This is a genomic window from Ligilactobacillus ruminis DSM 20403 = NBRC 102161 (genome assembly GCF_900113455.1).
GTDB classification, from domain to species: domain Bacteria; phylum Bacillota; class Bacilli; order Lactobacillales; family Lactobacillaceae; genus Ligilactobacillus; species Ligilactobacillus ruminis.
Window position 1 is genome coordinate 60,635 of sequence record NZ_FOPI01000011.1, and the last position, 13,701, is coordinate 74,335.

At 43.7% G+C, this 13,701-nt stretch carries 10 protein-coding genes; 6 read left to right on the forward strand and 4 right to left on the reverse strand.

The window, feature by feature from the left end; all coding sequences use genetic code 11:
* Positions 1-2: 2 nt before the first annotated feature.
* Complete coding sequence (locus BMZ95_RS04480) at positions 3-3,425, reverse strand: collagen binding domain-containing protein (protein ID WP_046921920.1); 3,423 nt, start codon at positions 3,423-3,425, stop codon at positions 3-5.
* Between the two features lie 1,336 nt (positions 3,426-4,761).
* On the opposite strand from BMZ95_RS04480, the gene BMZ95_RS04485 reads away from it, so the two are divergent.
* Positions 4,762-5,799, forward strand: a complete 1,038-nt coding sequence (locus tag BMZ95_RS04485) for a branched-chain amino acid aminotransferase (protein WP_014072678.1) — start codon at positions 4,762-4,764, stop codon at positions 5,797-5,799.
* A 201-nt stretch (positions 5,800-6,000) separates the two neighbouring features.
* Positions 6,001-7,092, forward strand: coding sequence for a PTS sugar transporter subunit IIC (locus BMZ95_RS04490; protein ID WP_056990399.1), 1,092 nt, complete (start codon positions 6,001-6,003; stop codon positions 7,090-7,092).
* A 358-nt stretch (positions 7,093-7,450) separates the two neighbouring features.
* Here BMZ95_RS04490 and BMZ95_RS04495 read toward each other — a convergent pair whose 3' ends face one another.
* Both BMZ95_RS04495 and BMZ95_RS04500 read right to left on the reverse strand, forming a co-directional pair.
* Complete coding sequence (locus BMZ95_RS04495; RefSeq protein ID WP_014072676.1) at positions 7,451-7,927, reverse strand: universal stress protein; 477 nt, start codon at positions 7,925-7,927, stop codon at positions 7,451-7,453.
* A 102-nt stretch (positions 7,928-8,029) separates the two neighbouring features.
* Positions 8,030-8,773, reverse strand: coding sequence for a deoxynucleoside kinase (locus tag BMZ95_RS04500; protein ID WP_046921921.1), 744 nt, complete (start codon positions 8,771-8,773; stop codon positions 8,030-8,032).
* 238 nt (positions 8,774-9,011) lie between these two features.
* Between BMZ95_RS04500 and BMZ95_RS04505 the strand changes: the two genes are divergently transcribed.
* From BMZ95_RS04505 to BMZ95_RS04525, 4 genes are all read left to right on the forward strand, one after another.
* Positions 9,012-9,488 carry a nucleoside 2-deoxyribosyltransferase gene (locus BMZ95_RS04505; protein WP_014072674.1) on the forward strand — a complete coding sequence of 159 codons (477 nt, stop codon included), beginning with the start codon at positions 9,012-9,014 and terminating at the stop codon, positions 9,486-9,488.
* A 365-nt stretch (positions 9,489-9,853) separates the two neighbouring features.
* The gene (locus BMZ95_RS04510) at positions 9,854-10,084 is read left to right on the forward strand and encodes a hypothetical protein (RefSeq protein WP_014072673.1); all 231 of its coding nucleotides are present in this window, start codon (positions 9,854-9,856) and stop codon (positions 10,082-10,084) included.
* 96 nt (positions 10,085-10,180) lie between these two features.
* Positions 10,181-12,280: an ATP-dependent Clp protease ATP-binding subunit gene (locus tag BMZ95_RS04515; protein ID WP_046921922.1), complete on the forward strand. Its 2,100-nt coding sequence runs from the start codon at positions 10,181-10,183 to the stop codon at positions 12,278-12,280.
* 366 nt (positions 12,281-12,646) lie between these two features.
* The gene (locus tag BMZ95_RS04525) at positions 12,647-13,081 is read left to right on the forward strand and encodes a cytidine deaminase family protein (protein ID WP_046922424.1); all 435 of its coding nucleotides are present in this window, start codon (positions 12,647-12,649) and stop codon (positions 13,079-13,081) included.
* Positions 13,082-13,204: 123 nt separating this feature from the next.
* Here BMZ95_RS04525 and BMZ95_RS04530 read toward each other — a convergent pair.
* The coding region (locus BMZ95_RS04530; RefSeq protein WP_143454956.1) for an RNA-guided endonuclease TnpB family protein at positions 13,205-13,701 on the reverse strand (497 nt) is incomplete at its 5' end.

The window sequence follows — 13,701 nt, forward strand, 5'->3', positions numbered from 1 at the left end:
GATCACACCCCCTTTGAACTGCGAATCCGTCGCCAGATGAGCACCTCAGTCAGGGCACACGCAACAACGATCAGCAGCGATCCCAATGCTTCAAACAACAATCTGCCCGGTCCGCCTGTTTGAGGAAGCATCCCTCCGACAGGATAATTCAAAACCTGAAGCGTTGTCGGTTTTTTCTTCTCAGGATTCATGGCAATGATGCTTGCGTAAGCAGGATTTTTAATCTTGTTGCCGTCAGCATCTGTAATCGTAATCGAAGATTCCTTATCCTTGACGTCGCTCATGTTCTTTTTACTCAAAATGAAATAAATCGGAGTGTCAAGTTTTATATAGCCTGATTGCGTTCTCGTTTCAACGAGCTTGTACCGACCGGTAAGCAAGCCTTTGTAGCTGATTCGTCCGTTAACGCCTGTCGATACGTCTTGAATGTACGGTATCCACTTGTCGTCTGCCAAACGATACAAATCAAAATGAACGTCACGCATGACCTTCTTATCGATGGCATCGCGTTTCAAAATATCGAAGTCGACATTATATCCAGTAATCGTAGCATCACCGGAAGTATGCGTCACTTCCTTATCTTTATCAACCTTCGTATAAATAACCCTGTTGTCCAACCCCTCGATTGATGCGGTATTGGCTACGCGATCCTTTCCTGAAGTCAAAATCTTTGTCTGATATTTGATTCTGTAAGGCCGACTGATATAGTTGGCCTTTTCGCCAGGATTATTCTTTTGGTCATCATTGAACGTGATAATCATCTGTTGAGTGACTCTTCCGTCGGAAGTAGTATACGGAACAATTTTCGCATTGTATGCCGACTTCGGAAGCGGTTTGCTCGAAAGCTTGTCATGCCACTGATCTAATCCTTCATATCGATATACTTCAATCGAGTCTTCAACGAAAATCTGCTTTCCGTCAAGAGTATCCTTGATGGCACCGTTAGGATAGGTGACATACGCCTTGTTGGCGTCGATCGTCCAGTTCACGAGACTGTTGTCATCATTGTCGACCACGCCATCTTTTTCAAGTGTTTTCTGCCAATGCCAATAATCGCTTGTAGCACTGCCTTTCTTGTCATTTCCTTGATACAAATCAGCGTAATCAATATAGTGATTCTTATTGCTGGTGTATCCGACCGGTCCAAGTTTTACGCCATACGAAATACAGTATTGGTGGTCCGTATCAGGCAAATGGATAATCAGAAGCTTTGCAGGCGACGTATAGGTCTTTCCGTCCTGATTGTACGTTGTCGTCGTTTCCTGAATCTCTCGTCTGACTTGACTCGTAACATCCTTGTTGTCAGTCAGGTCTTTAACCTTGATTGTTGATGCCATCAGAGTCTGGTCACCAGTAATCGTATCCTTGACCACATAATTGCTCATCGGAATCTTTTCTGCATTGACGTAGACATCCCAATGCAAGAGACCGTCTGTTCTGTGGACCCCAGAATTGCTCTTTCCAATCCCGATGTTTTTAGAAAATCCGCCGTCAGCAGGAACACTGTCTCTCGTTTGCTCATTGCCAAACTGTGCCCAGTTCCCTGATTCTTGAGAAGAATCGCGTGTCGTCTGATACCTTGCTTCATAAAGCGCAGCCGGTGCTTCGCCTTTAAACGTAATCTTGAAGCCTTTGTATCCGCCTTCGCCTGATTTATTGTCTTCTTTAATCGTATATTCGCCAGGGTCAACCAAAATATTCGTATTCCAGTCTCCAGGTCCGCTGCTTCGATAGACCTTGATGGTATTCAGTCCGCCCACCAGGTTAAGCTGATTGCCGCGATTGGTATAAAAGTGATCTGTCAAAGTCAGATTCTTGAACGCCTTAAAAGCATTGTTGCTTGCCGCTTTATAGAATTTTACGGACCAGTCGATCGTATTTTCGGTAACGTTCCTGTGCTCCTTGTAAACATGCTCTTTTACTTGATCGTACCAGATGCTGCTTTCGCCTTCATTGTCATGTCCGTCTTTGACGTGATTCCTGATTTGAGCGCCTTGCCATAACCAATCCGGCAAAATCGATCTGTAGCGAATCACATACCCTTTGCCGTCTGAATTATTAATCTTGATCGTTGCAACTTTACAATCAGATTTGGCTGAATACACAATGGAATATTCGCTGCTTGAAAGCTTGCGACCAATATTGATGTTGTTCTTATTGTTATTGAACGGATTTCCGTCAATTGATGAAGCCTCATAGATTTCAAAACTGTTCTTATCAAACGTTCCACTGTACAAACTGTCCAACAAGATCGTGCTGTCGCCGAACTTGTGACCGACAAGGTTGTAGTAGATCGTCCAATCAACTCTGTTGCTGTCTTTTTGGACGCCATTTTTAACAATCGTGCCTCCCTTGTTCCACCAATTTGCCCAAAGTTCCTTGGACGCATCGGCCAGATGTTTGTCGCCATCATATGAGGAAACCTTATTGCCAACCTTCGTTGCCTCACGATTACCGGAATAATTCGTAATATCCGTTTCATATTCTACACGATATGCGCCCTTGATTTTGTGCTTAAAATGAAGCTCATAACTCATGCCATCGGCAGACTTGACGATTTCATATTCTTGCGGATTAACTTTTTCCTTGCTGTTTTCGATGACTCCGCCATAAGAATCAAGTCGAACGGAATAAACATCGAAACTGTTATAGTCGATTTTATGTTCAGAACATTGACCGTCAGCACGATACAAATTGTCTTTCAAAACAGGATTCTCAATATCGTTTAGCCCTTTGTTGAAATCAATCGTCCAATGTGCTCGCTTCGGCTGCCAGCCGTTCCCGAGAAACCAGCCGTTTTTTGTCACGTCCCCGAATTTTTCATCCGTATGCTGCTTGATTTCAACATTGTAAGTCGTACTGTCTTTCAACGGAATTTTGATCTCCTGACGATTTTCTTTGGAAAAGCTTTCAATATCCAAAGACGACTCGAGGTGTATTGTCCCTTTGCGTCCCTGAATCTTTTTAATGTTATCGTTAAAAGTCATGACCAACGGATACCCGTTGTGTTCATTGTCAAACGTGCCGGACATCTGCCATGTCCCAAATCCCGTTCCGTCTTCATTCTTGAGCTTGCCATCACAGGAATTATATGCCTTGAAAGCCCTTGGAACATAAATCGTATATGTGTCGCCCGGATTGATGTCCGTATTATCAGAAAAACTGAAATTATAATCAACCGATATCTTGTCGCCGTCCCTTAATATGTATACATCATTATTCTTAAGTTCCTCTGATGTCGAATCTTTATGACTGACCATAATTTTTACGCTGTCAATAAAACTGACGGTATTGTTTTGATTCAACTCAACCGCAGCATTTGCCTTTTCGCCGTCGAACTTCCCCATGGCAAAAACAATCGCAAATACCGTGGCCATCGCCCCCAAAAGCCAGAGCAGCTTTTTAAATGTTTTATTTCTTTCCATATCAGTTGCTCTCCATTCTTATCTATCACTAACCAACAAATACTTCAAACATAACGTCTGAAAGATACCGTCATCAGACAACCTCTCTTCGCCAAACAACCGTATCTGCCCCAAAAAGAAAATCCATCTCTCCACTAAAGATTGAATCGTCCATAATAAATGATGTATACCAATAAATGTTTCAGGAACTCGTTCAAGTTTCCAAAACAACCGTTGCAAACTACAAATTGAATTCTTCTTAAAAATTCAAACATAATTCACAAATCTTTCACCTTGAATTATAGCACAGCAAAAATCGTTTTCCAACAAATAAATTATAGAAAAATTCATTTTTGTTCACAAAAATAGCATATTTTTTAAAACGCACTATTTTTTTCTTCTAATCGCCAACTTTTTGTCAAAAATGACAAAAATCACTATTACAGTAATGTGCTTTTTTTATTTTATTTCATATTAAATTAAAGCAGATGCTTTTTTTAAATAAGTCTGCAATGGACTATATGCAGCATTACAAAAAAACGTATTCGATTACAGCTTTAATATAATGCTGGCGATTGCTTTTTATCTTGAACGGATTTTAATAATGTTTTTCTTGTAATATAGCAAAAGAACAATTCACATTTATTTCATTTTTTATGATATTTTCTCATATTCCGGTTATTTCTAAACTTATTTTAATCTTGATAAAGAATGCTGCTTTTCGTATTAATTTAAATAAATGAACTATACCACTTATCAAGGACTTGATTAAAAAATTTCAGAACATCTTAAACGCACACCAGCTAAATTCCTTATAATCCTCAATAGTGTTGCTCAAATTTTATTCTGATTTTTCATAAATTCATCGCAGTCCACCTTATCATATGCCATTCCAATTCGTGATTTTGAAATTATTTTCATTCTTAATTTGCCTCCTTAAACCTTTGATATTCAAAGATTTGCGAAATGGTCTCAGATTTTATTTGAAAAAAATAAAATATTTCTATTGCATTTTTAATAAACCTTGATATAATGAAGTCATTCAATGCAAAGCAATCATGCAAGTCTTGGAAATAAGTCAAAGGAGGTCGGATGTCATGAAGCAATGCAAGGTGAATAACGTAGCGTCATCTCGAATTATTAGCCTAGTCATCTCCTTGTGTGGTTTCGTGCCATCTGATGTCTCGGCTTAGTTAGAGTGCAAGAATTTCAGATCCGGCACATGCACCAAGGCGGCGCTGGATCCTTATACCCGAATTGGACCCCGATGCCGGCTTAGTGCCAGTATCGGTTTTTTTATCATTCAGATTGAATGATTGCTTCCCGCTGCGAAAGCCATTTTGAGGAGGAGTTACTTATGACAGATACAAAAACAGTAGATCTTGATTGGAACAACTTAGGCTTCGCCTATATGGATCTACCATACCGCTACCGCGCATATTGGAAGGACGGAGAATGGCACAAGGCTGGCCTGGTTGAAGATTCATCCATTACGATTAATGAAGGTTCTCCTATCATCCATTACGGTCAAGGATGTTTCGAAGGCATGAAAGCATACCGTTGCAAGGACGGCAGCGTCAATCTTTTCCGTCCGGATCAAAATGCAGCTCGAATGCAACGCAGCTGTCAGCGTCTTTTGATGCCGGAAGTTCCGACGGAGATGTTCGTTGATGCTTTAAAGCAAGTCGTTCGTGCCAACCAGGCATACATTCCGCCATATGGCACCGGTGGTACTCTTTACCTTCGTCCGTACATGATCGGCGTTGGCGAAAACATCGGCGTTCATCCCGCAACGGAATACATCTTCTCCGTATTTGCAATGCCTGTTGGCAACTACTTCAAGGGCGGCCTGACACCGACGAATTTCCTTGCTGCTGATTATGACCGTGCCGCACATAAAGGTACTGGTCAATCCAAAGTCGGCGGCAACTATGCAGCCAGCCTTCTTCCTGGCGATATTGCACACAAGCGCGGCTTCTCAGACTGCATTTACCTTGATCCGATTGAACATAAAAAGATTGAAGAAGTTGGTTCGGCTAACTTCTTCGGCATTACGCGCGACGGTAAATTCGTGACGCCTAAGTCACCATCTATCTTGCCTAGTGTTACTAAATACTCTCTTCTTTACCTTGCTGAACACAATCTTGGCATGGAAACAGAAGAAACTGATATCTACATCGACCAGCTCGATCACCTTGCAGAAGCAGGTGCTTGTGGGACGGCTGCCGTAATTTCACCAATCGGCGGCTTCCAAGTGGGCGACAAGTTCCACGTCTTCTACAGTGAAACAGAAGTTGGTCCCGTAACCAAGAAACTTTACGACGAATTGACGGGTATTCAATTTGGCGATCGTCCGGCTCCTGAAGGCTGGATCGTCAAAGTCCCTCTTGACTAGTATCAGAATTTAGTACACGCTCGGGCAGGAATAACATCATAAAGATAATTCTTCCTGCACTGAGTTTTGATAGAGCTCAGTTCGACTGAACTCTATTTTTTCGGCTCAAATTCAGTAAATGTGTAGTTTTTTAAAAGTTACTTAATAAGGTCTGCATTTTTTATTTGAGAGTTATTGAGAATTATTATAGGGGGTAATTATATGAACGTCGATACATCAACTACGAGTACAAACAAGCCAACAACCAGAGATTACGTTTATCGGGTTTCCGCTGCTGTCGCCAATGCTATTTTAGTCACGCTCGGCATCGGACTCTTATTCCAGACTATCGCACAATTCATTCATTGGCAGCCGCTTTATGATGCAGGAACGATGGGGACGGTTCTGCTCGCGCCTGCACTTGGCGTCGCGGTCGCCTCGCAGCTTGACGTTAATACGCTTGTCATCTTCAGTGCCATGATTTCAGCAACGGTCGGTTCAAACGCAGTACATTTTACGACAAAAGCGGTCAACGGAACTTCTGCCGTCGGCGGCACGCTTCTTCAAGCAGCCGGCAGCCCTTCATTTTCAACCGGACAGCCTGTCAGTGCCGTTGCCGCAGCATTGATTGCTGCGCTTGTCGGCAAATATCTGACCGGTAAAACGCCGCTCGACATGGTTCTGGTTCCTTTTGGGGCAACGACCGTCGGAACGATTTCAGGCTTGGGACTTGCTGCTGTTACAACGCCGCTCTTGCTTGACATCAGTCGATTCATTGAGCAATCCATGCACGTCAATCCGATTTTGGGTTCTGTCTGCGTTTCGCTTGCATGGGCATTATTCTTGATGTCGCCGGCTTCTTCAGCAGCTCTTTCGATTGCCTTGACGCTTGATCCGATCAGTTCTGCGGCGGCACTTATCGGAACAACGTCGCAGTTTGTGGCTTTCACTGCAATGTCATGCCGACAAAACAACCTTGGCGCAAACATCGCTCAAAGTCTGGTAACTCCTAAGATTCAATTCCCAAATATCGTGCTTAATCCTTACCTGCTGATTCCATCGCTTGTTTCGTCCGTGGTTTCAGCACCGGTTGCAACCGTCCTTTTCCATTTCCGCTCAAACTACACGCTTGGCGGACTTGGACTCAACTCGCTGATTGCACCTTTGGCATATGCTGCCAAAGGCGTTGGACCATTTGCGGTCTACATGTTTACTGGCGTGGTCTTGCCAGCGGCAATTTCCGTTTTCGTTTACCTGTTCATGAAACGGTCAAACCTGATCGGAGAAAATCAGCTTAAACTTCAGGTTATCTGATTTACGACATAACTCTTTGCTTGCTGAGTCAGCGGGCCTGCCAAAAGCAGTTATCTGATTCAGCAAAACATAATCCTCAATCTCTAAGAGGCCGGAACCATTTTCCGGCCTCTTTTTTGCAAACGCCGTAACGACATATAAATTGAAGCAATCAGCTATGATCAAATCATAAAAACAGGTGCCTTTTTTGCAGATGAACCGCTCAAAAGATGAATGATTGCGGGCAAATATCAATGAATAACATTTTGCCCGTAATCCATGGCACCTTTTAAGATTATGGAATTAAAAACGAATGACAAAAAGGCAGTCGGGCCCTTGTTTGGGTCTCGACTGCCTTTTTTAACTAAAATCAATATTCTTATTCTTTGACGTCTTCTTCTTTTGTACGCGCAACCAACACGTCGCATCTGGCCGAACGAATCACGTATGCCGCAACAGAACCAACGACCAGTCTTTGCAAAAAGTTCTTGCCGGTTGAACCGACAATAATCAGATCATTTTCATATTCGGGTTGGAAATCTTCAACGATAACCAGCTTAGGATTGCCGAAACGCAGGTGAACCCTGATTTGTTCCGGCTTGAGCCCTGCTTCCTGAATTGCTTTTCTGCGCAGTTCAAGCAAATATTCTTCGCTATCGTGTTCGATCTCGTAAATCTGCTCGCCGTCAAGCGCAATTCCTGCTCCGCCATATTCAAGCGAGTTAAGATCCATGACCCTCAGCACGTCCAAATGTGCATCGTTGCGCTTGGCAACTTCGATGGCTTCTTTTAAAGCAACTTCTCCGCCTTTTGATCCGTCAAGCGCAACCAAAATATTTTCATATTCGCATGACATATGAATCACCCTGCCTTTCTTCCTATATATCACTTTATATTTATAATAGCCCTAAACATAAGAATTTGCAAGCCTTTTCACTTTTTCGTCAAATGCAGAATTTTATTGCTGCTTCAATATTTCGAGATGAGCTTTGCGCAATTCATCTACTTTTGTCTGCTCCAAATTGCCAAGATCATAAAGCTTGTCTTCGATCTTTTCCAGAATCTTCACGCGATCTTTGACGTCGGCAACAAAATCATACTTATCGCCATCGATGATCAACAGCGGAGATTCGTCATATTCGTCCATCCAATCGTCATAATGGCTGAGCAGACGATGGTAATAATCAACAAGCGAAGGATCTTTTTCAATCTGTTCGTAATCTCGACCGCGCTTGATGATTCGCTTGATCATCGTTTCGTATGAAACTTTGATTGTAATCATGAGATCCGGCGACTTCTTATGCGCAGCATACGGCAGTTCTTCCATCATGTTGTTCAAAAGACTCTTATAGATGTCATACTCGACCTTGGTCGCATTTCCCATCTCGGTATTCATCTTCATGAAGATTTCGTCTTCATAAATCGACCGATCCAAAATATTGTTGTCGTTTTGCATGGCTTCTTTGATCATCGCAAAGCGACGATTCAAAAAGTATGTTTGTAAAAGGTAGGCATACGGATTCGTCGCATCTTTCTCACCGGCTGCGCGTTTTTTGGCCGCAATTTCGTTGCCCTTGTAAAAAATCGGCAGCACCGGATTATCTTCAACGGGTTCATAATATGCCTTTGTTCCAAGTTCCTTTGACAAGATTTCCGTCAAACTGGATTTTCCGGAACCGATAATTCCTGATAATGTAATCAAAATAGTAGATGCATCCTTTCTGTAGCTTAAATGCAGTGCTCTAGATTTCATAAGCAATCGCACATTGCGCTCTTTCAATCATACACTCATTTCGTTTAAAAATAAAGCACATCTAGTGTTTTGTTTCACAGCATGGCACAAGATATAGAGAACGCATTCTATCAACCATAAAAAGGGTTGCAAAATATTTTTGCGCAATGATAAACTAACATTAAATTGCAATGTAAGGAGAATTTAAATGAAATCCGTATACTTGGCATCGCCATTTTTCAGCGATAAGCAAAAAGAACGCATCTATCAAGTCAAAGAAGCACTTGTCAAAAATAAGACGATCGATTCGGAAAAAATTTTCATCCCGCACGAACATGAATATCAGGAAGCAGAATTCGGCAGTTTCGAATGGCAAAAAGCAACCTTCCAGCTCGATGTTTCACAAATTTATGCGGCCGACCTCGTTGTTGCAATCGTCGACTACAAAATGGAAGAAACTAAGGAAAACGAACCGGACTCAGGCACCGCCTTCGAAATCGGCTTCGCATACGGCACTCGCACTCCGGTCGCCGTCGTTCAGTTCGATCCGGAAAAAGAAGTCAATCTGATGATCGCCCAGGCTTTGACCGCATACTTCGACGTTTCAAAAGACGGGCTTGAACAATTGGCAACATATGATTTCGACAAAATGATTCCAAAATTCACGAGAAGACCCGTAATTTAAATTTTAGCCAAAAAGACTGGGAAAACTAAAATCCCGGATGATTTGCAATTAACTGCAGATTATCCGGGCTTTTTTATGCAGCGCTGGATGATTTGCGAAAATGCCAGCTTTGCCCGTAACCGGGGTCTTCCTTTTACGGGCAAATCACAGAAATCGACGTCTTGCCCGTAAGCCCATCTTGATCTTGACGCATGATCAACAGGCGATTCGAAGCACTGCATTTAGCAAAAATGGGTAAAATTTAATGCCGAATGCAATAATTCGTCCAGCACCGCCCAGTGAAAAAATTTTTTCAAAAAAAAAGCATTTCACACTTGTGCTATATCACAAATGTGATATAATAAGAAACGTAGAGGTGAGGTCCGATGAGAATCGACATCAAAGCCTACTTGTCCGCCAAGAAATTGACGATCTACAAAGTGGCAAAGAAGTCGGGCTACGGGTACACCACCCTGCATAAGTCATTCAACAAGCGGCAGACCAGCGCAACCTCGCTGAACCTTCGGGACCTGGATGCGTTGGCACAAGCATCGCAGCAATCGATGTGGGAAGTTCTTCGCGAATTGGAAGAAAGCTACTTGTCGGATGATGACTAATTTTATAGCCCGCACTAAGCTCTTGTCAGTCGCCGCCGGTTTTCTGATTTGAGCTTTTTTGTGCGAAAGAGTCACAAAAGAAATGAGGTATGTATTATGGCTAGATTTTCATCAGATCCATTTTCAAGCAGCATGGATGACATTTTCAATCAATTAATGGGCGAAATGAACGGATTTAACTCAGAGAGCAGTCGCTATCTGATCAACGGACGCGAAGTAACGCCTGAAGAATTTCAACAGTATCGTCAGACAGGAAAGCTGCCGCAAAATAACATGAAAACAAAAAATACGGTAAAACAACCCGAAAACGGAATTTTGGCAAAACTTGGTCGAAACTTGACGCAAGAAGCGCGCGATAATAGGCTTGATCCGGTTATCGGACGCAACAAGGAGATTCAAGAAACCGCTGAAATTCTCTCACGCAGAACAAAGAACAACCCCGTCCTTGTCGGAGACGCCGGCGTCGGCAAGACAGCCGTCGTTGAAGGCCTGGCACAAGCCATCGTCCACGGCGACGTGCCGAATGCGATCAAGAACAAGGAAATCATCAGCATCGATATTTCATCCCTTGAAGCCGGTACTCAGTATCGCGGAAGCTTCGAAGAAAACATTCAAAAACTCGTCAAAGAGGTCAAAGATGCCGGCAATGTCATCTTGTTCTTCGATGAGATTCACCAGATTCTAGGTGCCGGATCTTCCGGTGACGGCAACGGTTCGAAGGGACTGGCCGATATTTTGAAACCGGCCCTTTCACGCGGCGAAATCAGCGTCATCGGTGCAACGACGCAAGACGAGTATCGCAATACAATCATGAAAAATGCAGCATTGGCACGGCGTTTCAATGAAGTTCAGGTCAAGGCTCCAAGCGCAGAAGATACGTTCAAGATCCTCCAGGGAATCAGAACTCTGTATGAAAAGCACCATAACGTCGTTTTGCCGGACAGCGTCCTCAAAGCTGCCGTCGACTACTCGATTCAATATATTCCCCAACGCTCCTTGCCTGACAAAGCCATCGATTTGATCGACATGACCGCGGCTCACCTTGCGGCAAAGCATCCCGTGACTGACGTCAAGGCGTTGGAAGAAGAAATCGAAAAAGAACGTCAAAAACAAGATGAGGCCGCAGCCAAAGAAGATTTCAAAACAGCGCAGGAAGCCAAAGACAAAATCAAAGAACTTCAGGCAAAAATCGACAATCAATCAGAATCTCAAAAGGTCGAAGCAACGATCAACGACGTGGCCAAGTCCGTTGAGCGCTTGACGGGCATCCCCGTTTCCAAGATGGGAGCAAGCGACATCGAGCGTCTGAAAGGCATCGGCGATCGCTTAAGAGGCAAAGTCATCGGACAAGATGAAGCCGTCAAAGCCGTTGCCAGAGCCATTCGCCGCAATCGTGCCGGCTTTGATGAAGGAAACAGACCGATTGGCAGTTTCCTGTTCGTCGGACCAACGGGTGTCGGCAAGACCGAACTTGCAAAACAGCTTGCGCTTGACATGTTTGGCAAAAAGGATGCGATCATCAGACTCGACATGTCCGAATACTCCGATCGAACCGCAGTTTCAAAGCTGATCGGAACGACCGCTGGCTATGTCGGATATGACGACAACAACAACACGCTGACCGAACGAGTCCGTCGCAACCCATATTCGATCGTCTTGCTTGATGAAATCGAAAAAGCCGATCCGCAGGTAATCACTTTGCTGTTGCAGGTTCTTGACGACGGTCGTCTGACTGACGGTCAGGGAAACACCATCAACTTCAAGAACACGGTCATCATCGCCACGTCAAATGCAGGGTTCGGCAACGAAAGCCTGACAGGAAACGACAAGCAGGACGAAGATATCATGAAACGTCTCGCCCCGTACTTCCGTCCTGAATTTCTCAATCGTTTCAACGCCGTCATTGAATTCTCTCACCTCACGAAGGACAATCTCAAAGACATCGTTGAGCTGATGCTGGATGACGTCAACAAGACCCTTGCCAAGAAAGGCATTGATCTGACCGTATCCGATGAAGCAAAGGACTACCTGATTGAAGAAGGCTACGATGAAGCAATGGGCGCTCGCCCGCTCCGTCGCGTCATCGAACAGCAGATCAGAGACAAGGTTACGGATTTTTACCTCGACAATCTCGACGTCAAGCATCTCGAAGCTGTGATGAACGACGGCGAGCTGGTCATTAAAGAACGCGCATAGCATCTTAAATAAAATGCCGAACAAAGAATGTTGTCCGGCATTTTTTAGTTTGGCTGACCTTTTGTCAAATGCAGTGCTGCGCATCCCCTGCTCAATCGATGCATCAAGACTGTCTTACGAGCAATACGTTGATTTCTGAGATCTGCCCGTAAAAACCGGTCATCGATTACGGGCACGCCCACTAAAGCTGAACAAGTCGAACTCTGTATATGATATTATCGTATACAGGAATATGTTTTGTTTGGTGTATCGAAGAAAATAAAAGTAACGACATTGTATGTTACGAAAGTGATATACAATGTCGTTATTTTTATGCTACAATGCAGATATGAATTTAACAAATCGGAATTTGTGGGGTAAAATCAAATGGATATTTGGGAAAGAATGTATGAAAAGGCGAAAGAGCAATATCATCCAGAGGAAGTATCTCCCTTTATATATGCGCACAATGTAGTTTGTGCAATAGAAGCTGAAAACGGAGATATCTATACGGGATTTTGCATTGAAAGCTGCTGCGGAGTAATGAATATTTGTGCCGATAGACTTGCCGCACTGAATATGTATGCTAACAGTGGTCAGACAAAAATGAAAAGATTTATAGCGTTCCGCGACAGTGCGCCAAACGGAGGTGGGAGCGGTATGCCATGTGGTGCTTGTCAGGAATTCTTTTATCAATTAAATGAAGCGAACGAAGATATGGAAATCATGGTCGATTATGAAAAAAGAGAAACCGTAACATTAAAAGAACTTATGCCGAATTGGTGGGGAAAGGAACGTTACGCTGAGGCAAAGAGTAATTGACAACTTCCAGTTTATCGCACTGTTTGTGAACTACTCGGCCATAAATGACCGAGCTTCTGGGAACACGAAGTAGTATTCAGGATGTTGCGCTGGTATTCCAGCTACCTGACTTACAGAACTCCGTTATTTTACCAGGGCCAGTCCCTGGCCAATGGCTTTTAACCCTTTGTGCAGGATGTTAACTGCCGCATTAACATCCCGGTCGTGGTGAATACCGCACTTCGGGCACGTCCATTCGCGGACTTCCAGCGGTTTTTTTCCGCTGCTAAAGCCACAGTTCGAACAGATTTGACTGGTGTAGTCAGGCTTCACTACAACTAATTGTCTGCCGTACCAGGCGCACTTGTATTCCAGCATTGCGCGGAATTGATACCAGCTGGCATTGGCAATTGACCTGGCCAGGTGGTGATTCTTCTGCAGATTCTTGGTTTTCAAATCTTCGATTACAATCACGTCATAGTTCCTGACCAAGTCAGTTGTCAGCTTATGAAGGTAGTCTCTGCGCTTATTGGCAATCCGTTTCTGGCAGCGGGCTTTATTGACTCTTGCACGCTGCCAGTTGGAATAATCATCAAGCTCTTCCAGATGGTCAGAGCGGTTATGATTCCACTTCCACACCT